Annotated in this window: 25 protein-coding genes; 6 read left to right on the top strand and 19 right to left on the bottom strand. The window is 72.5% G+C overall.

The features are described 5' to 3' along the window. Positions 1-134 precede the first annotated feature (134 nt). Positions 135-536 (bottom strand): DUF6083 domain-containing protein, encoded by a 402-nt coding sequence (locus LG634_RS36240; protein ID WP_226740633.1) that lies wholly within the window; start codon positions 534-536, stop codon positions 135-137. A 248-nt stretch (positions 537-784) separates the two neighbouring features. Between LG634_RS36240 and LG634_RS36245 the strand changes: the two genes are divergently transcribed. Continuing rightward, positions 785-1,402 (top strand): hypothetical protein, encoded by a 618-nt coding sequence (locus tag LG634_RS36245; RefSeq protein WP_226740635.1) that lies wholly within the window; start codon positions 785-787, stop codon positions 1,400-1,402. Positions 1,403-1,439: 37 nt separating this feature from the next. On the opposite strand, the gene corA is transcribed toward LG634_RS36245, so the two are convergent. Both corA and LG634_RS36255 read right to left on the bottom strand, forming a co-directional pair. Continuing rightward, entirely contained in the window at positions 1,440-2,525 is a 1,086-nt protein-coding gene (corA, locus tag LG634_RS36250; RefSeq protein WP_226740680.1) for a magnesium/cobalt transporter CorA, read from the bottom strand. Between the two features lie 50 nt (positions 2,526-2,575). Further along, complete coding sequence (locus tag LG634_RS36255) at positions 2,576-3,304, bottom strand: flavodoxin family protein (RefSeq protein WP_226740637.1); 729 nt, start codon at positions 3,302-3,304, stop codon at positions 2,576-2,578. Positions 3,305-3,462: 158 nt separating this feature from the next. Here LG634_RS36255 and LG634_RS36260 point away from each other — a divergent pair, with 158 nt between their 5' ends. Both LG634_RS36260 and LG634_RS36265 read left to right on the top strand, forming a co-directional pair. Then, positions 3,463-3,792, top strand: coding sequence for a hypothetical protein (locus LG634_RS36260; RefSeq protein ID WP_226740638.1), 330 nt, complete (start codon positions 3,463-3,465; stop codon positions 3,790-3,792). Then, on the top strand, positions 3,786-4,127 hold the full coding sequence (locus LG634_RS36265; RefSeq protein ID WP_226740640.1) for a type II toxin-antitoxin system PemK/MazF family toxin: 342 nt from the start codon (positions 3,786-3,788) through the stop codon (positions 4,125-4,127). Before LG634_RS36260 ends, LG634_RS36265 begins: the two co-directional genes overlap by 7 nt. A gap of 10 nt (positions 4,128-4,137) precedes the next feature. Here the strand turns inward: LG634_RS36265 and codA are convergent, their stop codons facing one another. Continuing rightward, positions 4,138-5,475 (bottom strand): cytosine deaminase, encoded by a 1,338-nt coding sequence (gene codA / locus LG634_RS36270; RefSeq protein ID WP_226740641.1) that lies wholly within the window; start codon positions 5,473-5,475, stop codon positions 4,138-4,140. Positions 5,476-5,564: 89 nt separating this feature from the next. Between codA and LG634_RS36275 the strand changes: the two genes are divergently transcribed. Then, positions 5,565-7,370 carry a S9 family peptidase gene (locus tag LG634_RS36275; protein ID WP_226740643.1) on the top strand — a complete coding sequence of 602 codons (1,806 nt, stop codon included), beginning with the start codon at positions 5,565-5,567 and terminating at the stop codon, positions 7,368-7,370. Here the strand turns inward: LG634_RS36275 and LG634_RS36280 are convergent. The 11 genes from LG634_RS36280 to LG634_RS36330 all read right to left on the bottom strand — a co-directional run bounded on the left by LG634_RS36280 (position 7,351) and on the right by LG634_RS36330 (position 16,231). Next, positions 7,351-8,181: an SURF1 family protein gene (locus LG634_RS36280; protein WP_226740645.1), complete on the bottom strand. Its 831-nt coding sequence runs from the start codon at positions 8,179-8,181 to the stop codon at positions 7,351-7,353. The two genes, LG634_RS36275 and LG634_RS36280, sit on opposite strands and share 20 nt — an antisense overlap. 30 nt (positions 8,182-8,211) lie before the next feature. After that, on the bottom strand, positions 8,212-9,369 hold the full coding sequence (locus LG634_RS36285; RefSeq protein ID WP_226740647.1) for a hypothetical protein: 1,158 nt from the start codon (positions 9,367-9,369) through the stop codon (positions 8,212-8,214). Continuing rightward, positions 9,366-10,076, bottom strand: a complete 711-nt coding sequence (locus tag LG634_RS36290) for a SigE family RNA polymerase sigma factor (protein ID WP_372482560.1) — start codon at positions 10,074-10,076, stop codon at positions 9,366-9,368. Before LG634_RS36290 ends, LG634_RS36285 begins: the two co-directional genes overlap by 4 nt. A 239-nt stretch (positions 10,077-10,315) precedes the next feature. Beyond that, on the bottom strand, positions 10,316-11,392 hold the full coding sequence (locus LG634_RS36295; RefSeq protein WP_226740651.1) for an aspartate-semialdehyde dehydrogenase: 1,077 nt from the start codon (positions 11,390-11,392) through the stop codon (positions 10,316-10,318). Further along, positions 11,389-12,663, bottom strand: coding sequence for an aspartate kinase (locus LG634_RS36300; RefSeq protein WP_226740653.1), 1,275 nt, complete (start codon positions 12,661-12,663; stop codon positions 11,389-11,391). Before LG634_RS36300 ends, LG634_RS36295 begins: the two co-directional genes overlap by 4 nt. Positions 12,664-12,799: 136 nt before the next feature. Continuing rightward, positions 12,800-13,354 (bottom strand): Uma2 family endonuclease, encoded by a 555-nt coding sequence (locus tag LG634_RS36305; RefSeq protein ID WP_226740655.1) that lies wholly within the window; start codon positions 13,352-13,354, stop codon positions 12,800-12,802. After that, positions 13,351-13,638, bottom strand: a complete 288-nt coding sequence (locus tag LG634_RS36310) for a hypothetical protein (RefSeq protein WP_226740658.1) — start codon at positions 13,636-13,638, stop codon at positions 13,351-13,353. The genes LG634_RS36305 and LG634_RS36310 overlap by 4 nt, the downstream gene beginning before the upstream one ends. Continuing rightward, positions 13,631-13,933: a hypothetical protein gene (locus LG634_RS36315; protein ID WP_226740660.1), complete on the bottom strand. Its 303-nt coding sequence runs from the start codon at positions 13,931-13,933 to the stop codon at positions 13,631-13,633. The genes LG634_RS36310 and LG634_RS36315 overlap by 8 nt, the downstream gene beginning before the upstream one ends. A 101-nt stretch (positions 13,934-14,034) precedes the next feature. Beyond that, positions 14,035-14,976: a hypothetical protein gene (locus LG634_RS36320; protein ID WP_226740662.1), complete on the bottom strand. Its 942-nt coding sequence runs from the start codon at positions 14,974-14,976 to the stop codon at positions 14,035-14,037. A gap of 212 nt (positions 14,977-15,188) precedes the next feature. Continuing rightward, the gene (locus tag LG634_RS36325) at positions 15,189-15,425 is read right to left on the bottom strand and encodes a DUF397 domain-containing protein (protein ID WP_226740664.1); all 237 of its coding nucleotides are present in this window, start codon (positions 15,423-15,425) and stop codon (positions 15,189-15,191) included. Next, positions 15,422-16,231, bottom strand: coding sequence for a helix-turn-helix domain-containing protein (locus tag LG634_RS36330; RefSeq protein WP_226740666.1), 810 nt, complete (start codon positions 16,229-16,231; stop codon positions 15,422-15,424). The genes LG634_RS36325 and LG634_RS36330 overlap by 4 nt, the downstream gene beginning before the upstream one ends. Before the next feature lie 83 nt (positions 16,232-16,314). On the opposite strand from LG634_RS36330, the gene LG634_RS36335 reads away from it, so the two are divergent. Next, entirely contained in the window at positions 16,315-16,806 is a 492-nt protein-coding gene (locus LG634_RS36335) for a hypothetical protein (RefSeq protein ID WP_226740668.1), read from the top strand. On the opposite strand, the gene LG634_RS36340 is transcribed toward LG634_RS36335, so the two are convergent. From LG634_RS36340 to LG634_RS36350, 3 genes are read right to left on the bottom strand one after another with little or no spacing between them, the layout of a single operon-like run. Beyond that, a complete protein-coding gene (locus LG634_RS36340; protein ID WP_226740670.1) occupies positions 16,751-17,416 on the bottom strand; it encodes a DUF5063 domain-containing protein in 666 nt (221 codons plus the stop codon). The genes LG634_RS36335 and LG634_RS36340 overlap by 56 nt on opposite strands. Beyond that, the gene (gene recR / locus LG634_RS36345; protein ID WP_226740672.1) at positions 17,409-18,008 is read right to left on the bottom strand and encodes a recombination mediator RecR; all 600 of its coding nucleotides are present in this window, start codon (positions 18,006-18,008) and stop codon (positions 17,409-17,411) included. Before recR ends, LG634_RS36340 begins: the two co-directional genes overlap by 8 nt. 54 nt (positions 18,009-18,062) lie before the next feature. Next, a complete protein-coding gene (locus LG634_RS36350; RefSeq protein ID WP_226740674.1) occupies positions 18,063-18,407 on the bottom strand; it encodes a YbaB/EbfC family nucleoid-associated protein in 345 nt (114 codons plus the stop codon). Positions 18,408-18,666: 259 nt separating this feature from the next. On the opposite strand from LG634_RS36350, the gene LG634_RS36355 reads away from it, so the two are divergent. Then, the gene (locus tag LG634_RS36355) at positions 18,667-19,380 is read left to right on the top strand and encodes an SLATT domain-containing protein (RefSeq protein ID WP_226740676.1); all 714 of its coding nucleotides are present in this window, start codon (positions 18,667-18,669) and stop codon (positions 19,378-19,380) included. 418 nt (positions 19,381-19,798) lie between these two features. Here the strand turns inward: LG634_RS36355 and LG634_RS36360 are convergent, their stop codons facing one another. Continuing rightward, positions 19,799-20,449, bottom strand: a complete 651-nt coding sequence (locus LG634_RS36360; RefSeq protein ID WP_226740678.1) for a putative DNA-mimic protein — start codon at positions 20,447-20,449, stop codon at positions 19,799-19,801. Positions 20,450-20,732 lie beyond the last annotated feature (283 nt).

Below are 20,732 nucleotides of genomic sequence, written 5' to 3' on the forward strand. Positions count from 1 at the left end.
AGCCCGCGGCGTCTGGTGCGGTGCCTCGCAAGGCGTCGGGACAGCGCGCGTACTGGACGTACTCGGCTGTGCCGACAACGCGGCGAGGTGCCGTGCCAGGCGCCGCGGGTCAGGCAAGATCCGGAAGAGACGGCCTAAGACCGGGACCGGTGGCGGCTGTTGCGCCACCACAGGGAGAGCAGGGTGAGGGACTCCGCCGGGGCCTCGGCGGCCGGGCAGACGTCGAAGTGCGAGACCCGGCAGCTGTCCGCGGGCTCGGCCCGCCCCAGGGCCACCGCGGTGCCGTCGCCGGCGATCCGCCACCGCTTCCCGGCGGGCACGTGGCCGACGGGGAAGTCGCCCGGCTCCATCAGGATCCAGCGGCCGTGGACCGTGCGGTGCCAGGCGGCCGGTATGCCGCACCGCCGGCACGGGGTGCGGGCCGGATCCCGTACGTCCGGCACGGCCGTGCCCGTACGGTCGGCATGCCGCAACGCGGCGGAGGCACCGGCCAGCACTTCCGCCAGCAGCACCGGTTCACGGGACGCAGCTTCCACGACACCTCACCCCCACAGACCGCCAACAGCCGTCCTGCGGATCCTTCCACCCACCACTGACAGCCATGCGGGGTCGGGCCGGACGCGGAATGCCGACATCTCCCGGCCACCGGCCGGACACCCCGGCGGCGGCCCCGCGCCGGGGCTGCCAAGAAGCTGCCAAGGGTCCGCCAACACGCCGTCAGGATCCCGTCACGAGAGCATCAGGCCCCGCTGCCGGGGCGGGCCCCGGCTTCTAGCCTCGGGCCATGGGACGACGCGGCACGATGCGACGCGGCACGGTCGGACGCGGCACGATGCGACGCGGCACGGTCGGGCGCGGCACGGTGCGACGGTCCGCCGGACCGCCCGGGCCCAGGCCGCCCGACGGCTCGGCCGAGGACGTGCACTGGGCGGGCGAGCGCCGCACGGCGGCCGGGACGGCGGTGCTGCTGCTGTCGGTGCTGCTGGTCCTCGACACCGGCAGCGGCCGGCTGACCGTGCCGCGCGCCCTGCTGTGGACCGGGCTGGGCGCCCTGCTGTACGTGATCCTGCTGCCGCCGCGGATCACCGCGCGGCCGGGTGTGCTGAGCGCCCGCGGCCTGTGGCGGACGCACACGGTCCGCACCGACGCGCTGGTGTCCGTGCGCTGCTCGGACGGGGTGGCCCGGCGGCTGGTGCTGCGGGACGCGGACGGCGGCCGGGTCGAGCTGGACCCGGGCGTCCTGGTCCGCAATCCGGCGCTGTGGCACCGGCTGGACGCCGACAGCCGGGCCGCTCGGGAGCGCGGCACGCTGCTGTGCGGGGCGACCGCCCTGGGGCGGCTCGCCGCCCGCATCGACCGGGAGGCGGCCCGCACCGTGTTCAAGGTGTCGGGGCTGGCCTGACGGTCGTGCGACGGCAGGTGCCGGAGCCGGGCGTGTCCTACAGCCAGCCGTTGCGGCGGAAGCCGCGGTGGATGACGAAGCAGGAGACGGCGATCAGGGTGAGGACCGCCGGGTAGCCGTAGGTCCACTTGAGTTCCGGCATGTGCTCGAAGTTCATGCCGTAGACCCCGCAGACCATGGTGGGGACGGCCACGATCGCCGCCCAGGCCGTGATCTTGCGCATGTCCTCGTTCTGGGCGACGGTCACCTGCGCGAGGTGGGCCTGGAGGATCGAGTCGAGCAGGGAGTCGTAGGAGGCGATCTGCTCGGTGGCCCGGGTCAGGTGGTCGGCGACGTCCCGGAAGTAGGCGCGGATGTCCGTGTCGATGAGGGGCATCGGCTGGGTGGCGAGCTGCTGGAGCGGCCGGTCCAGCGGGGCCACCGCCCGGCGCAGCTCCAGCAGCTCCCGCTTGAGCTGGTAGATCCGGCCGGCGTCGCCGCGGCTGCCCTGTTCGCTGAAGACGGCCGACTCGACGGCGTCGAGGTCGTTCTGGACGGCGTCCGTGACGCAGAGGTACTCGTCGACCACGTGGTCCGCTATGGCGTGCAGCACCACCGCCGGGCCCTTGGCCAGCTGTTCCGGGTCGGCTTCCAGGGCTTCGCGGAGCGGGCCGAGGGAGCCGTGGCCGCCGTGCCGGATGGTGATGACGAAGTCGGTGCCGGCGAACACCATGAGTTCGCCGGTGTCGACGACCTCGCTGGTCGCGGTCAGCTCCTCGTGCTCGACGTAGCGGACGGTCTTGAAGACGGCGAAGAGGGTGTCGTCGTACCGCTCCACCTTGGGGCGCTGGTGGGCGTGGACGGCGTCCTCCACGGCCAGCGGGTGCAGGCCGAAGAGCTTGGCGAGCCCGGTGAACTCCTCCTCCTCGGGCTCGTGCAGGCCGATCCACACGAACCCGTCGCCGCCCGCCCGGCGGACCCGGCGCAGGGCCTCCTCGGCGTTGTCGCAGCCGTCCTGGCGGACGCCGTCGCGGTAGACGACGCAGTTGACGACGGCGGAGCCGAGGGGGGAGCGGGCCGGGTGGCTGAGGTCCACGGCCCGCCGGACGCTCCGGCGGACCGCTCGGCGTAGCTGGCTGAACATCGACACTGCGGGCTCCTTCGGCGGTTCGGGCCCAGTGTGTCAGTCGTCGGTCAGCGGTGTTCCGGGTTGGGGTGGTCGAAACGGCAGCCGGCGTCCCACAGCGAGCGCTGGTTGCCGTGGGCGGGCATGCCGCCGGCCCGCTTGAGGAGGGCGGCCAGGTGCATGAGGTTCCAGCTCATGAAGGTGGTGTTGCGGTTGGTGAAGTCGTTCTCCGGGCCGCCGGATCCCTCGTCGAGGTACGAGGGGCCGGGCCCGGCCTCGCCGATCCAGCCCGCGTCGGCCTGCGGGGGGACGGCGTAGCCAAGGTGCTGGAGGCTGTAGAGGACGTTCATCGCGCAGTGCTTGACGCCGTCCTCGTTGCCGGTGATCAGGCAGCCGCCGACCCGGCCGTAGTACGCGTACTGGCCCTGCTCGTTGAGGATGCCGGAACAGGCGTACAGCCGCTCGATGACCTGCTTCATGACGGAGCTGTTGTCACCGAGCCAGATCGGCCCGCACAGCACGAGGATGTCGGCGGCCATGATCTGCGAATACAGCACGGGCCACTCGTCGCTCTCCCACCCGTGCTCGGTCATGTCCGGCCAGACCCCGGTGGCGATGTCGTGGTCGACGGCCCGCACCACCTCGGTGACGACCCCGTTCGCCTCCATCACGGCCCGGCTCCGGTCGATCAGCCCCTGCGTGTTGCTCACCTCGGGCGACCGCTTGAGCGTGCAGTTGACGTACAGGGCCCGCATCCGCAGGTCCCCGTACCGGAATTCCGCTGGTGCATCAGGCATCGAAGACACACCCCCACCCTCCGGTCCCCCACGCCGCCCCGCCACCCCGATGGTCCGGACGGCTCACGGCCGGCCGGCCCGGCCCCTGCTGCTTGAGGGCGAGAACCGCCCCGGCCCACACTGGATGTATGACATTTGTACGACAGGCTGGAGGAGGCATGGGACCCGCAGCAGCGCCCAGGAAGCGCTCGGCGAAGAAGCCGGTCCCCGGCCGGAGTGCGGCAGCGCTCGGGCCCAGCCGACTGGCTCAGGTCCGGTTGCGCAGCGACGAGGTGCAGGCGCTCCAGGAGGTCATGCGGACGCTGAACCTCAAATCCACCTCCGACGCCCTGCGTGAAGGGCTCAGGCTCCTCGCCCGAGAGGCCTCCGAGGTGGGTGCTGCCGAGGAAATCCGCACCTTCTACGGGCGTCAGGGCGCACCACTGCCCGACGGCGTGACCGAGCCGGGTGACGACGAGCTCGCTGCCGCGGACGAGATGGAATGGTGACGGCCGGCACGGCACTGCGCGGCGAGGTCTGGGTCTGCGCGCTGCCCCAGCCGGTGGGTCCCCACCCCGTGGTCGTCCTCACGGTCAACCGGATCGCCGAGCCGCTGACGTGGGTCAACGTCGCGCTCGTCACCGACACTTCCGGCCCGCAGGCCACCCACGTGCCCATCGGGCCCGACGCAGGGCTGACGAAGTACGACGAGTCGTACGTCCACTGTGCGGACCTGCACACGGTTGCCAAGGCACGGCTGCGCCGGAGACTCGGCCTGCTGGCCCCTGCCGAACTCCGACGGGTGGAAGACGCCGTCCGCCTGATCCTGGGCCTCCAGCACTGACCGCCGCCGGTCACCGTCCCCGCCAGTGGGCCTCCGGGGCGTCTTGGTCGCGGAGGAAGTCCACGGGGGCCGGATCGGCCGACGGCCAGTGGAGGTGGGTCGGGGCGGGTGGGGTTTCGGCCAGGAGGCGGGCCCGGGAGATGACGTACCGGGGGCGGACCTGGCGGCGGACGGCGTCGGCGGGGGAGGTCGCGGGGAGCAGGACGAAGTTGGCGGGGCGGCCGGGGGCCAGGCCGTACGTGTCGCCCAGGCCCAGGACGCGGGCCGCGCGGTCGGTGACCATCGAGAAGGCGGTGGCGACCTCGTCCCGGCCGGTCAGCTGGGCCGCGTAGACGCCCATCAGGGCGGTCTGGAGCGGGTTGCCGGTGCCCAGCGGGTTCCACGGGTCCATCACGTCGTCGTGGCCGAAGGCCACGTTGACCCCGGCGGCCAGCATCTCCTTGACCTGGGTCAGCCCGCGCCGCTTCGGGTAGCCGTCGAACCGCCCCTGGAGGTTGAGGTTGGCGAACGGGTTGCACACCAGGTGGATCCCGGCCCGCCCCAGCAGCCGCTGGAGCTTGGCGCTGTAGGCGCCGTTGTACGAGCCCATCGCGGTGGTGTGGGAGGCGGTGACCCGCTCCCCCAGCCCCGAGCGCAGGGCCAGCGCCGCCAGCACCTCCACGAAGCGCGACTGCTCGTCGTCCGTCTCGTCGCAGTGCGCGTCGATGCGCAGGCCGTGCCGTTCCGCGAGCGCGAAGGCGGTGTGCAGGGAGGCGATCCCGTCCTCACGGGTGTCCTCGAAGTGCGGGATGGCGCCGACCACGTCCGCGCCCCGCTCCACCGCCCGCGCCAGCAGCTCCGCCCCGCCCGGGAAGGACTGCACGCCCTCCTGCGGGAACGCGACGATCTGGAGGTCCAGCACGTCCCGGACCCGGTCGCGGAGTTCGGCCAGCGCGTCGAGCGCGACGAGCCGCGAGTCGGTCACGTCGCAGTGCGTGCGGACGTACAGCACCCCCTGGGCGGCCTGCCAGCGCAGCACCTCGGTGGCGCGGTCGAGCACGTCCTGCCGGGTCAGGCGCTCCTTGCGGGCGCTCCAGCAGGCGATGCCCTCGCCGAGCGTGCCGGAGGCGTTCCAGCGGGGCTCGCCCGCGGTGAGGGCGGTGTCGAGGTGGATGTGCGGCTCCACGAACGGGGCCGTCAGCAGCGCGCCGTGCGCCTCGATGACCCGGCCCGTCGCGGGCGGCTCCTTCTGGTCGTCGGCCGGCACCACCCGCAGGATCCGGCCGTTGTCGCACTCGACGTCGTGCAACCCCTCGGACGTCCGCCCGTCCCCGGTGTGCAGCCTGGCCCCGCGCACAATCATCTGCATGCCGGCACCCTACGGACGCACCCGGCCGTGTTTCACGTGAAACAGCCACCGGGCCCGGGACCGCCCCGGAAGGCGGACACAATGGGCGTATGACCGATGACACCAGCACGTCCGCAGCCACCGGAATGCCCGACTGGGAGAAGCGGTTCCGGGCCCCGCGGGTCGGGCTGCCGGACTGGGCCGAAGACGCCCCGGACCGCTCCCTCTTCGTCTCCAACGCCACCGGCACCTACGAGCTCTACGCCTGGGACCGGACCACCGGCGAGCGCCGCCAGGCCACGGACCGCCCCAACGGCACCACCGACGGCACCCTCTCCCCCGACGGCGAGTGGATCTGGTGGTTCTCCGACACCGACGGCGACGAGTTCGGCGTCTGGGTCCGCCAGCCCTTCCACGGCGGGAGCGACGAGCCGGCCACCCCGGGCCTTGAGCCCTCGTACCCGGCCGGTCTGGCGATCGCGCGGGACGGCACCGCCGTGGTGGGCCGCTCCACCGACGAGGACGGCTCGACCGTGCACGTCGTGCGGCCCGGCACCGCGCCCGTGGAGATCTACCGGCACCGCGAGTCCGCCGGTGTCGGCGACCTGTCGCGGGACGGCACCCTGATCGCGATCGAGCACACCGAGCACGGCGACGCGATGCACTCCGCGCTGCGCGTGGTGACCCTCGACGGCCGTACGGTGGCCGAGCTGGACGACAGCAAGGGCGGTACCGAGGAGCTGGGCCTGGAAGTGCTCGGCTTCGCGCCGGTCGCCGGGGACACCCGGCTGCTCGTCGGCCACCAGCGGCGCGGCCGCTGGGAGCCGATGGTCTGGGACGTGGCGACCGGCGAGGAGACCCCGCTCGCCGTGGACCTGCCCGGCGACGTGGCCGCCGAGTGGTACCCGGACGCCTCCGCGCTGCTCGTCGAGCACAGCTTCGAGGCCCGCAGCGAGCTGTGGCGCTACGACCTGGCCGGGCAGGAGCTGACCCGGGTGGAGACCCCGCGCGGCACCGTCTCCGGGGCGAGTGCCCGCCCCGACGGGACCGTGGAGTTCCTGTGGTCCTCCGCCGCGGAGCCCTCCTCGGTGCGGTCCACCGCCGGCGGGGTGGTCCTGGAGGCCCCCGGCCTGCGGGCACCCGGCTCGGTGCCCGTCGAGGACGTGTGGGTGGAGGGCCCCGGCGGGCGGATCCACGCCCTGGCGCAGCGCCCGGCGGCCGGCGAGGGTCCCTTCCCGACGGTCTTCGAGATCCACGGCGGCCCGGCCTGGCACGACAGCGACGCGTTCGCGGCGGCCCCGGCGGCCTGGCTGGACCACGGCTTCGCGGTGGTCCGGGTGAACTACCGCGGATCCACCGGCTACGGCCGGGAGTGGACGGACGCCCTCAAGCACCGGGTCGGCCTGATCGAGCTGGAGGACATCGCGGCGGTCCGCGAGTGGGCCGTCTCCTCCGGTCTCGCGGACCCGGCGCGGCTGGTGCTGTCCGGCGGCTCGTGGGGTGGCTACCTGACCCTGCTGGGCCTCGGCACGGAGCCGGAGGCGTGGGCGGTGGGCCTGGCCGCGGTGCCGGTCGCGGACTACGTGACCGCGTACCACGACGAGATGGAGGCGCTGAAGGCGCTGGACCGGACCCTCTTCGGCGGCACCCCCGAGGAGGTCCCGGACCGCTTCGAGGCCTCGTCCCCGCTGACGTACGTGGATGCCGTGCGGGCGCCGGTGCACATCGCGGCCGGGGTCAACGACCCGCGCTGCCCGATCCGCCAGATCGACAACTACGTGGACCGGCTCGCGGCCCGCGGCGCCGTCCACGAGGTGTACCGCTACGACGCGGGCCACGGCTCGCTGGTCGTGGAGGAGCGGATCAAGCAGGTCCGGATGGAGCTGGAGTTCGCGCTCAAGCACCTGCCGGCGTAGCCGGCTCGCGCGACTCCGGCTCCTGCTGCTGGTGGGGGTGGGGGTGGTCCGGGACCAGACCGAGTTCCGCGTCCCGGATCGCCTCCACCTCGCGGCGGTACAGCCGGAACCACATGAAGAGCACGAAGGCGACGAAGACGAACCACTCGCCGGTGTAGCCGAGGTTCTGGAACGCCTTCAGGTCGAGGCCGGTGTTCACGGGCGCGGTCACCGGCACCGGCTGCATGCCGGCCGCCCCGGCCGGCACCTGCGGCAGCGTCAGCCACGCGTCGTACAGCGGGTAGGACACCAGGTTCACCAGCGAGGCCGCGCCGATGACGCCGAGCTGCCCGGGCGGCAGTCCGCCGGCCGAGTGGACGCCCTTGGACGAGGAGCTTTCGGAGGCCTGGAGCGCGCCGGTCACCTCGACCCGGCCGGCCGGCGGCGCCGGGGCCTTCTTCGGGTCGGCGGTGCCGGGCAGCCAGCCGCGGACCACCGGGACGGCCTTGCCGCCGTCGGTGCGCAGCATCGTCAGCACGTAGTAGCCGGTCCGCCCGTCGAGGGTGCGTTCGGGTACGAGCAGCTGGTCGGCGTAGGTGCCGGAGGCCCTGGCGAGCCGTCCGGAGGTCTTCTTGTCCACCGGCAGCAGCGCGTCGAGCGGTTCGGCGGCCGCGGGCTCGGCCGGCCGCTCGGCGGTGGCCTCCCGGTGGCTGTCGACGCGGTCCTCGAAGCGGCCGAGCTGCCACGTCCCCATGAAGAGGCAGAAGGGGACGGCCAGCACGACGAAGATGTTGATCCCCCACCACCGCGGGGTCAGCAGAAACCGGTGCACCCCTCCACCGTACGGGCCCGCCCGCCGTGGCTAGGAGGCGGGCTCCGCCGGGAGCACTCCGGTGCGGTACAGGGTGCCGGCGCAGGCGTTCGGGATCACGGTGCGTGCGGTGGGCGCGCCGGGCTCCGCGGTGTGCGTGACCTCGACCCCGGCGCCGGGGTCGGGCTGCTGTCCCTCGCCGAGCGGGTCGGTGTCGTCGTCCTCGGCGCCCTCGCCGCCTTCGGTGTCCCCGGTGCCGGTGCCGGTGCCGGCCGTGTCGCCGGGCTCGGTGGTGCCGCCGGTCGTCTCGCCGCCGGTGCCGTGCGTGGGCTCCGGGGTGGGGGTGGGTCCGGGGCCGGGGCAGGTGGGCGCCGGGACCCAGGCGAACTTGATCTCGTAGGCCGCGTTCGGCGGCAGGACCAGCGACTCCTCGTTCTCGGAGGGGCTGGGCAGCCCGCCGGCGGGGTCCCCGGCGGTGTGGTCGGCGACCGTGATGTGCGCCGGGTCGGCGGCGCCGGTGGCCGCCGCGGTGACGGTGCCGCGGCCGGTGACCTTGCAGCCGGCCTGCGAGACGTTGGTGATGCGGAAGGTGCCGTAGACCTTGCCGTCGGCGTCCGGGCTGCGGGTGTCCTCCAGCGCCACGCCCAGCTGGTCGGCCTGGCAGACGGGCACGGGGTCGGCGGAGACCGGGCGGCCGCCCGGGCCGTTGCCGTCGCCGGTGCCGGCGGTCTTGCCGGGGCCCGCGGTCGTCTTGCCGCCCTTCGGCTGCCCCGGGCCGTTGCCGAGCTTGCCGGGCTGCTGCGGGTGGGACGCCGTGCTGGGCAGGGTCGGCCAGGTCAGGTCGGGGTCGGTGAGCCCGCCCTCGCCGCTCTCGCCGTCCTCGGCCGTCTCGCCGTGGCCGGCGATGGCGGTGTGGTCGTCGGACGACCCGCCGCCGGAGGCCACGTTGAAGAGGGTGGGCACGGTGACGCCGACGAGCAGGGCCGCCGCGGCCACTCCGACGAGCGCGGCCTGCCGCTTGCGGGCCCGGCGGGCGGGTACGGCGTACCGGAGCCGCTCCAGGGCGCCGTCGGAGGGTTCGAGGCCGGAGACCGCGCCCTGGAAGAGGCTGCGGAGCTCCAGCTCACCGTCGGGGCCGGTGGGCCGGCCGCCGGGGCCGGAAGTGCTGTTCACGCCGCCGCTCTCCGTCGGGTTCCGTTCGTCGCTCATTGCCCGGCCTCCATCGCCACCCGCAGGGCTGCGATCCCGCGGGAACCGTAGGCCTTCACGGAACCCAGGGATATCCCGAGGGTCTCCGCCACCTGGGCCTCCGTCATGTCGGCGAAGTAGCGCAGCACGAGGACTTCGCGCTGGCGCCGCTGGATGCCCTTCATCGCCTTGATGAGGTCGTCGCGCTCCAGCTGGTCGTACGCCCCCTCCTCGGCGCTCGCCATGTCCGGCATCGGCTTCGACAGCAGCTTGAGGCTGAGGATGCGCCGGCGCAGGGCGGAGCGGGAGAGGTTGACCACGGTCTGGCGCAGGTACGCCAGGGTCTTCTCGGGGTCGCGGACCCGGCTGCGGGCCGAGTGCACGCGGATGAAAGCCTCCTGGACGACGTCCTCGCAGGAGGCGGTGTCGTCGAGGAGCAGCGCGGCGAGACCGAGCAGCGAGCGGTAGTGCTGCCGGTAGGTCTCGGTGAGGTGGTCGACGGTGGTGCCCGCGGCGGCCGTTTCCTCGGCGCTCTCCCTCGGGGAGGGCACCTTGCCGGCGCGCGTGGACCCGCGGGTCGAGCCCAGCGGTGAGATCACGGGCATGCCTCCGCCGGGCCACGCGGACCACGGCGCCGGGGCGCCGGACGCGGAGCCGCGAGGGCGCCTGCGGGACGGTGCGAGCGTGCCCCCCGCGGGCAGGACTGCGATGTCGAGAACCTGAGCCACGTCAGTTGGACACGCATCCCCCCGGCAGGGTTGTACGCACGGGGCATCCCGATGTGTGCCGCCTCCCCTGTCCGCATGCGCACCCGCTCTTCCGACCGCCCCGTTCATCCAGGCGGCAGTCGGGCCATCACCTTGATCTGAGGATCAGACAAGATCCTACAAAGTGATGTACGGTCCGGGCCCCCCAGGCCGTCCCGTGGTGTGCGGCGCGTCCGCTCGGGAACGCCGCCGCCTCCCACTCAGCCGGACGCCTGTTCCGCCGCGAGCAGTTCCGCGATCTGAGCGGTGTTCAGGGCGGCGCCGGTGCGCAGGTTGTCGGCGCACACGAAGAACTCCAGCGCGCGGGGGTCGTCGAGGGACCGCCGGACCCGTCCCACCCAGGCCGGATCGGTGCCGGCGGCGTCGGCGGGGGTGGGGAACTCGCCCGCGGCCGGGTCGTCGACGAGGACCACGCCGGGGGCGGTGGCCAGCACCTCGTGGGCCCCGGCCCGGCTGATCTCGTCGCGGAACCGGGCCCGTACGGTCATCGAATGGCCGGTGATCACGGGTACCCGGACGCAGGTGACGGACACCGGGAGGGTGTCCAGGCCGAGGACCTTGCGGGTCTCGGCGCGGATCCGCAGCTCCTCGGCGGACCAGCCGTCCTGGTCCGGGCCGCCGGTCCACGGGACGACGTTGAGGGCCAGCGGGGCGGGGAAGGGGCCGGGGTCGGCGCCCACGGCCCGCCGTACGTCGCCGGGCTGTTCCCCGAGTTCGGCGCCGGTGACCAGGGACAGCTGGCGCCGCAGCGCCTCCGTCCCGGCCCGGCCCGCGCCGCTGGCGGCCTGGTACGTGGACAGCTGGAGGTCCGTCAGCCCGTACGCGGAGTGCAGCGCGCCGACGGCGACGATCATCGAGAGGGTGACGGGGTCGGGCCCGGCGACGATGCCGTGCGGCCGCAGCAGGGCCGCCTGCGGGTTGATCTCGGGCACGACGAGGGGCACGCCGGGGTCCGTGCGGAACGCCGGGGAGGCGTCCACGACGGTGCTCCCGCGTGCGGTGACGACGGGGGCCCAGCGGGCCGAGACGTGTTCCGGGGTGAGGAACACGGCGACGTCGCCCTTGCCGAGACCGTCGAAGGCGTCCTCGGTGAGGGCGAGCACCTCGGTCTCCTCGCCGCGCACGGCCGACCGGCGGCCGGCCGAGCGCGGGGAGGCGATGAGGCGGATGGCGCCCCAGACGTCCGCCCGCTGGGAGACGATCCGGAGCAGGACCGAACCGACCGCTCCGGTCGCCCCGACCACGGCGAGCGCCGGGGCGGACCGGCCGGCGGTCATCGTCCGGTGCCTCCGTAGACGACGGCCTCGTCGCTGTCGGAGTCCAGGCCGAAGGCCGTGTGCACGGCGCGGACGGCCTCGTTGACGTCGTCCTGGCGGGTCACGACGGAGATGCGGATCTCGGAGGTCGAGATCAGCTCGATGTTGACGCCCGCGTCGGACAGCGCCTTGAAGAAGTCGGCGGTGACGCCCGGGTTGGTCTTCATGCCCGCGCCGACCAGGGAGATCTTGCCGATCTGGTCGTCGTAGCGCAGGGACTCGAAGCCGATCGCGGTCTTCGACTTCTCCAGGGCGTCGATCGCCTTGGAGCCCTCGGTCTTGGGGAGGGTGAAGGAGATGTCCGTCAGGCCGGTGGAGGCCGCCGACACGTTCTGGACGATCATGTCGATGTTGATCTCGGCGTCCGCGATGGCGCGGAAGATCGCCGCGGCCTCGCCCGGCTTGTCCGGGACGCCGACGACCGTGACCTTGGCTTCGGAGACGTCGTGCGCGACTCCGGAGATGATGGCGTGCTCCACCTGCGCGTCCCCTTCGGGCTTCTCGTTGCTGACCCAGGTGCCGCGCAGTCCGGAGAAGGACGAGCGGACGTGGATCGGGATGTTGTAGCGGCGTGCGTATTCCACGCAGCGGTGCAGCAGCACCTTGGAGCCGGAGGCGGCCAGCTCCAGCATGTCCTCGGAGGAGATCCAGTCGATCTTCCGGGCCTTCTTCACCACGCGCGGGTCGGCGGTGAACACGCCGTCGACGTCGGTGTAGATCTCGCACACCTCGGCGTCGAGGGCGGCCGCCAGGGCCACCGCGGTGGTGTCGGAGCCGCCGCGGCCGAGGGTGGTGATGTCCTTGCTGTCCGCGGAGACGCCCTGGAAGCCGGCGACGATGGCGATGTTGCCCTCGTCCAGTGCGGTGCGGATTCGGCCCGGCGTGACATCGATGATGCGCGCTTTGTTGTGGACCGAGTCGGTGATGACGCCTGCCTGGCTGCCGGTGAACGACTGGGCCTCGTGGCCCAGGTTTTTGATCGCCATGGCCAGCAGGGCCATGGAGATCCGCTCTCCGGCGGTCAGCAGCATGTCGAATTCCCGGCCGGTAGGCATCGGAGATACCTGCTCGGCGAGATCGATCAGCTCGTCCGTCGTGTCGCCCATCGCCGACACCACGACGACCACCTGGTGGCCGTTCTTCTTGGCATCGACGATCCGCTTGGCGACGCGCTTGATGCCCTCGGCATCGGCTACGGAGGAGCCTCCGTACTTCTGCACGACAAGGCCCACGTGCGCTCCTCGCTCATTCCGTTACTGCGGTCAGCTCCGCAGTCTAACGATCGCCCGCCATCCGGCCGCGATGTACCACATCATGAGACATGGCTTTCATCTGAAAAGACGGCGGGTCGGGGGGCGGTTCCCGGCCTCAGTCGGCGAAGTCGGTGAGCTTGGTGGTGTCCAGGGTGATGCGCACCGGGTCGGGGAGGGTGACGGTGGCGCCGAAGGAATGGGTGGCGATCTGTCGGTACTGGCCGTCCTGGGGCGCTACGTGGACCATGACCGCTCGCGCGTCGCGGTCGATGAGCAGGTGGACGGAGATGCCCGCCTCGGCGTAGCCGTCGCGCTTCTCGACCCGGAGCAGCGCATCGGCTTCCTCGTCCCGCGAGGTGATCTCGACGGTCATGAGCACCCGGGCCGCATCGGACCAGTCACCGTCTCCGACGAAAGCGTCGGCGGGGGCGAGGACGCCGGCGGGCCGGGTACGTCCCAGGCCGCCGGCCTCCGTCCTCAGCCCGCGCCCCGGGTACAGGACCAGCTCGGGCCGGCTGAGCAGGCACTGTCCGGTCAGCCGGGACATGATCGTGGCGTGGGCGCCGTCCCTGCCCATGACTGCGCGGACGCGCCCCCTGACCAGTTCCAGGCGCACCAGCTCGAAGTCGCGCCCCGCGGTTCTCTCGAACTGCTCCGCGCGTCCGGTCACAGGAGCTGGATCCGGGTGAGGACGCAGTGGGGCTCCTCAGCGCGAGCTGCGACGACGTACTCGGCCAGGCCGAGCGAACCGTCCCGGCCCACCGGGATGCGGCGGAGTTCCGGCCATTTGTCCGACGCCGTGTGTCCCGGCACCTCGCCCCGGGTTTCGTTGATCGCCACCGTGAGGGCGACCACCGCGCTGAACACCCGGCCGTCGAGCAGCGGGTCCACCAGGATCCGGCTGACCTCCTCGGAGAGGAGGCACGGCCATCCTTCGGCCTCGGCGTCACTCAAGGGGAAGCCCGCGCGCTTGCCGGTACGCGACGACCTCCGCCACCGAGACGGTCCGGAGGGTCCCGTTCATGGCGGCCTCCCGAACCTTGTCCGCGTCCGGGTCGGTGTCGAGCATGGCCTCGCACCACCAGCGGCGCAGCACGGCCTCGGCCTGCTCCAGCGGCGCTTCCCCGAACTCGCGGAAGAACCGCATGCGCTGCGCCCCCTGGAGCGCGTTCGCGATCCCGTCGAACGTGCGGGGCACGCGCTCCGGCTCTTGCGGCGCGGGCGTCGGCTCGAAGGGCTGGGCTGTCATGGCGGCCTCCGGACGAATGCGTGGGGGATCCCCGTTCACGTTACTCGGATCGCGCCGGGCCGCGGCCGGGACGCGAAAGCCCGCGCTCGGGCCGCACGTGATCATTCGCGGCCCCGCGGGAGGAGGCCGCCGGCCTCGCGGACGATGTCGGCGAAGCGGTGGACTTCCGTGGGGGTGGGGGTGGCGGGGCGGAAGGTTTGCAGCGTGCGGGTGGTCGAGGCGGACTCGTGGAGGGTTTTGCAGTGGTCGCAGTTGATGTCCAGGAGGCAGCGGGCGCAGGTGCTGTTGATGATGGTGGCGGTGAGCTCGTCGGCGTCGCAGAAGAAGCACGCCATGATGCGGCGGCCGACGACCCAGTCGTCGTCCTCGTCGAAGTCGTCCGGCTCGGGCTCGGGGGTGGGCTCGGGGGGCATCTTGGTCTCCAGGCGTTTGCGGAGGAGGGCGGCCGGGTTGTGGACCGGCCGCGGCAGACCGGCGGTGAGGGTGCGGACCAGGCGCGGAACGTCCGGATCGCGGGCGAGCCAGGCCTCGGCCAGCGGGGCGAGCTGGTCGCATTCGTCGGCGGAGAGGGCGAGTTCCGGGTCGGTTTCGCGGAGTTCCGCGAGCGCCTTGTACGCCTCTTCGCGCGGCGGCAGGCGGTGCGGCTTCGCCTTGATCGAGCGGCAGAAGGCGAGCCACCAGTCGCGGTCGCGGGCGGTGCGGGAGAAGTACGTACGGGTCACCCACCGCGCGGACTGCGGCCGGACCAGGTGCTCCCGGAACTGGCACAGGTGCCCGGCGTCCATCAGCAGGTGCAGGAGGGTCCGGCAGCCGGCCTGACCGAGTCCCGGCGTCACCGCGGAGAGCGTCTTGTGGTCGATGGCCGCGCCCTCGGGCAGGCGGTCGATGAACCAGGCGAGCGCGGCCTCATCCTTGGACAGGTGCGCGAATTGCTCCCCGGTGCGGGGCAGTTGGTCCGGGGCGTGACGCTTCCCGAACCCGGGGTTGGCCATCGGATGCGCTGCGGCGGCGGGCAGCACGGAGATAGAGTCAAGGCACGCCACGAGATCTCCCAGATCGATCTTGCTGGTCAAACCCCGGCCGGTGTTACAGCACCGCGTCGGGGTTGATTCGTCTGCGGCGGACGCTAGGGCCTCGCGACACTCCGTCGCAACTCGCTCACTATTAGTAATACCGCAAGGTGTGCGGGACCAGAGGATGGGTGGTTGGGTTTTCCCAACCACCCAATCCCAAAGGAGAGCTCGGAGCTCGGAGCTTAAAGCTGCGCGAGGAACCCGTCCCAGGCGTAGGCCGGGAACGTGAGTTCGGGCCCGGCCGCCGCGAGCTTGGAGTCACGTACGTGGACGTCGGTGTAGCCATTGGCGACCTCGACGCAGTTGTCACCTTCCGGGTCGCTGTACGTGGACTTCCGCCAGGCCAGTGCCACCTCGACGCAGGCCGCGCCCTCACCGTTGCTGTAACTCGACTTGAACCACCGCAGTTCGCGGTTCATAGCTCATCCACCATCCGCTTGAGGAACTGGGCAGACTCCTCGGCGCCGAGGGCCTCCGCGCGGATCATGCTAAGACGTTCCGTCGCCGCGTTGACGGCCTCGGGTTCGCTCGTCAAATGGCTCGCAACCTGGCCGTCTTCGTACGCATGACGCTCATGGTCATCGGTAACCAGGAGGACCATCGGGCCGCCCAAGGCCGCGGAGGAGGTGGCGCGCGAGAAGGGCAGCACCTGCACGGAGACGTTCCGCAGCTCTCCCGACTCCAGGATGCGCAGAATCTGCGCCCGGTCGATCAAGGGCGTCCGCAGCGCGGCCTCGTAGATGACGAAGCTGAGGGACACCGGTGGTGTGCGGGTCAGCAGACTCTGACGTTCCATCCTGCCCAGCACGCGCTTCTCGACCGTCTCGTCATCCAGCGGCGGCGCGAAGGTGGAGATCAGAGCCCGGGCGTGGGCCTCGGTCTGCAACAGACCCGGGATCAAAGCCACTTCGTACCACGCCATGCTCAGCGCCTCGCGCTCGCGCGCCATGAAGTCGACGGCTTGAGCCGGGAACTTCTCCCGGCTCAAGTACTCCTTCGCCGCGCTCAGCAACCCCTCCGCCTGGAACAACGCATCAGCCGCATCCAGCAGTTGGGCCGTCGGCATCCGGACGCCCTGTTCCATCGACTTGATCGTGTCGGGGGCGTACCGGGCCGCCGCGCCCAGTTCCTCGCGCGAGACGCCCGCCTTCATGCGCCACCGCTTCAGCTGGTCGCCGGCGTACCGCCAGGACGGGGGAGGTACAGAGGGGTTCGACTCCGACACGGGGGCCACCTCCGACGGCTACACCACGATCTGTATCCGGTCAGTCACTCTCCACGGTAGCCCCGTCACGGAACGCTGTGGGCATGAACAGCACACTGCGGCCCGATTGGGTCCCCCTCCTCGGCCACCGGCTGCACCCCACCGGCGTGCACTTCGACGCCGTCCGCATCCAGGGCGTGCGCGGGGAGGCCGTGGCCGCGCAGCTCGACGAGGCGACCGGCGGGCAGGCCGGGCCGGTCATCTGCGAGGCGACCGGCTTCCGGTGGATGTACTTCCTGCTCGCCCCCGGCGCCGCGGCCGGATACGCCTGGCCGCTCGGCGTCCAGCGCTTCACCGCCCGGCCGCGCACCGTCGCCTACATCGGCGTACCCGCGCTGGAGGGCAACACCTGGCCGCTGTCGTGGCAGTCGCGGCCGAGCCACGCGGCCCGGTTCGTGGACGCGGCCGCGCTGTTCGACGTACTCGTCCACAACGCGGCCGCCCGGGCCTGCGAGCTCCTGGCGGGTGCCGAGCCGGGGGCTACGAGCGGGCCGGGCGGCGCAGGCCCAGCGGGGCCGCGATCTCCTCGGCCATGACCCGGCCCGCCTCCTCCGTGAGGGCTTCCTCGGTGATGTCCTCGTCGGTGTCCAGGCCGTCCAGGTCCTGGAGCGGCTGGTTGAGGCGGACGTGCGTGACGAGCGACTGGAGGGCGCGCAGGGCCGCCGACGCGGTCGGGCCCCAGTTGGTGAAGTAGGAGAACTGCCACCACCACAGCGCCTCGGTGATCCGGTCGGCCCGGTAGTGCGCCAGGCCGTGCCGCAGGTCGGCGACGATGTCGGCCATGTCGTCGGAGAGCCGGTGCGGGACGGGGGCCTTGCGCGGCTCGTACGGGTCGAAGACCTCCGAGTAGACGTCGACGGGGTCCAGCATGTGCGCGAACCGCTCGCGCAGGTCGTCGACGTCCGGCTCCGGCCCGGTGTCCGGCTCGTAGCGCTCGTCGGGCAGCACGTCCTCGTACGCACCCAGCCGCCCGCCCGCCAGCAGCAGCTGCGAGACCTCCAAGAGGAGGAACGGCACCGCGCTGTCCGGGTCCTCGCCCTTGGCCACCTCGGTGACCGCGACGATGAAGGACTCGATCTGGTCGGCGATCTGGACGGCGAAGTCGTCCGGATCGAGGCCCAGGGCGTGCAGGGTTGCGTCAGACATCGAGTAGTCGCCTTCCTTCAAAGGCCCGCCCGAGCGTGACCTCGTCCGCGTACTCCAGATCTCCCCCGACGGGGAGGCCGCTTGCCAGGCGGGTGACCTTGAGGCCCATCGGCTTGATCATCCGCGCGAGGTAGGTGGCGGTGGCCTCGCCTTCGAGGTTGGGGTCGGTGGCGAGGATCAGCTCCGTCACCGCCCCGTCGGCCAGGCGCGCCAGCAGCTCGCGGATCCGCAGGTCGTCGGGGCCCACGCCCTCGATGGGGCTGATCGCCCCGCCGAGCACGTGGTAGCGGCCCCGGAACTCACGCGTCCGCTCGATCGCGACCACGTCCTTCGGTTCCTCGACCACGCAGATCACGGTGAGGTCCCGGCGCGGGTCACGGCAGACGGCGCACTGCTCCTCCTGCGCAACGTTTCCGCAGACGGCGCAGAACCGCACCTTCTCCTTGACCTCCAGCAGGGCGTGCGCCAGCCGGCGGACGTCCGCCGGTTCGGCCTGGAGCACGTGGAAGGCGATCCGCTGCGCGCTCTTGGGCCCGACGCCGGGCAGCCTGCCCAGTTCGTCGATCAGGTCCTGGACCACGCCTTCGTACAACGGACTGCCTTCTCTCTGCTACGGATGACGTACGTACGGTAACGGCGGGGCGGGTCAGAAGGGGAGACCCGGGATCCCCGAACCGCCGCCGAGGCCCTGGGCGAGGGGGCCGAGCTTCTCCTGCTGGAGGGCCTGGGCGTTCGCGTTCGCCGCCTGGACGGCGGCGACGACCAGGTCGGCGAGGGTCTCGGTGTCCTCCGGGTCCACCGCCTCGGGGGAGATCACGAGGGCGCGCAGCTCGCCGGAGCCGGTCACCGTCGCCTTGACGAGGCCGCCGCCGGCCTGGCCGTCGACCTCGGTCCTGGCCAGCTCTTCCTGGGCCGCCGCGAGGTCCTGCTGCATCTTCTGGGCCTGCTGGAGCAGCTGCTGCATGTTGGGCTGACCGCCACCGGGAAACACGGGTCACTCACTCCTTGTCGTTCGCTCAAACCGAGCCTACGTGCTCGATGCGTACGGCGCCCTACGCCGTCGGGACCAACTCTTTCGAGTGATAGTTGGCCGTCCGCCGTACCCCTCGGAGACCACGGCGGACCACCGTGGGGGCGGAAATCCCGGGATTCGATGCCCATCCCCCGCCGTTCGGAGGTAGGAAGGGGTGGCGCATGATTGCCCCACACGCGCACCACCACACGTCAGCGCAGGCAGAGGGAGTGGCCGGGTGAGCCAGCCGGAAATGCAGCCCGAGGGGGCTCCCCGGGAGGAAGATCTGACCGGCCGGCCGTTCCCCCTCGGCGACTGGGGCGAGCCGGCGGAGCGGCTCGACGAGCTGTACCGGTGGGTCGAGGCGGATGCGCTCCGCACGGCGGCCTGGTACCTGTCCGACCGGGCGTGGAAGCGGCGGGGGGCGCGGGTCCTCCGTGGGGTCGCGGCCGTCTCTGCGGTGGTCGGGGGTGCATTGCCGCTGGTCGAGCTCGCGGGTGGGGTGTCCGGGGCGGCCGTGTACGGGTTCCTGGCGTTGCTGGTGGCCGGGGCCGCGGTCGGGAGCGACCGGTTCTTCGGGCTCACGTCCGGGTGGATGCGGGACGTGGCGACGGCGCAGGCGGTGCAGCGGCGGTTGCAGGTGCTGCAGTTCGACTGGGCGTCGGAGAACGTGCGGGAGGTCCTGGGGCCGACGGAAGGCACGGCGAGTGAGGCGGCCGAGCGGTGCCTGACGGTGTTGCGGCGGTTCTCCGAGGACGTGACGGAGTTGGTGCGGGCGGAGACGGCGGACTGGATGGTCGAGTTCCACTCGGGGCCTGCGCCGTTGGGTATGCAGGCCTTGTCGTCCTCGCCCGGTCGGCCGGAGTCCGGGGCGCAGCCGCCCCGTTTCCCGCTTCCGCCGGGGACCCGGCCGAACATGCCGCGCCAGCGGCCGCCGGAGCAACAGCGCTGACCGCTGGGCCCTGTCCCCCTGCGGGGCTCCGCCGCGAAGCTTGATCCGGGGCGGAGCCCCGGACCCCGCGCCTCAATCGCCGGCGCGGCTTGATCTCGGGGCTCCGCCCCCACTCCCCCGCGCCTCAATCGCCGGCGCGGCTGAAAGATCGGGGCTCCGCCCCGGACCCAGGTCCTCAAACGCCGGACGGACTGGGAGTTGCGGCGCCGCTCAGAGATCGGGGCTCCGCCCCCGGACCCCGCGCCTCAAACGCCGGACGGGCTGGATTTTCCCCCTGCCCGGACTTTGCCTGCGGGGTGAGGGGCGCCCCTGCCGCAGGGCTGGATGCTGCGGGGCACAATCCAGCCCCGCCGGCGATTGAGGCGCAGGGTCCGGGGCGGAGCCCCGGAAGCGAGCGCCACCCGCGAGGCCGGACGCGTCAGCTGAAGATGATCATGGAGCCCTGGGCCAGGGAACGGGTGGTGGCCGCGTGGAGGCCCAGCCAGACGTGGCGTTCGCGGGCGAAGGGGCTCGTGTCGTAGGAGGGGGAGGGCGAGGGCTCCTCCAGAGACGTGGGGTGGGTGGGCGGGGCCGGGGGGAGCGGGGGGTTCGCCGGGTCGATGCCGATCGAGGGGGCTACGAACAGGAGCTCGCGGAGGAGCGCCTGGGCGGAGCCGAGGGGGCCGCCACCGGCGAGCAGCTCCTCGTTCGCGAGGGGGACGGGGAAGTCGACCGGGACGTACGCGCCGGCGTGGTCGTAGTGCCACACCAGGTGCGACTGCTGCGCCGTCGCCTCGAACATCTCCAGCAGCTGCTCGTAGTCACCCCCCAGCTCGTCCACCGGCGTCACTTCCAGCCCGCAGATCTGCAAGAGGTACGCCCGCCGCAGGAAGTGCAGCGCGTCGTAGTCGAAGCCGGCTATCGGGGCCACGTCGCCGGACAGGCCCGGCATGTAGGCGAAGACCGGTACGGCCGGCAGCCCGGCTTCGGCCAGCGCCCGGTCGTAGGCGGAGATCTCCTCCGCGAAGGGGTTGTCGGGGCTGTGGCACAGCACGTCGACAAGGGGGACCAGCCACAGGTCACAGGCCACACGGGCTCCCATCGTTGTCCGCCGATCGGCCCAGCGTAGTGTGCCGGGCACCGTGCGCGAAGAGGTGCGTCCTCGGTCTACCCGTTGCCGACCCCGCGCACCCTCGCCCGGGGGGCGTGCTCCGGCCCCGCCGGGCCGCTGCCGATCCCGCCGGGCCGCTGCCGATCCCGCCGGGCCGATCCAGCCCCGCCGGGCCGATTCCAGCCTCGCCGGGCCAATTCCAGCCCCGCCGGCGGTTGAGGCGCGGGGCCCGGGGCGGAGCCCCCGAAACCCCGACCCTGCG

This window comes from Streptomyces bambusae (assembly GCF_020532645.1).
GTDB lineage: Bacteria > Actinomycetota > Actinomycetes > Streptomycetales > Streptomycetaceae > Streptomyces > Streptomyces bambusae.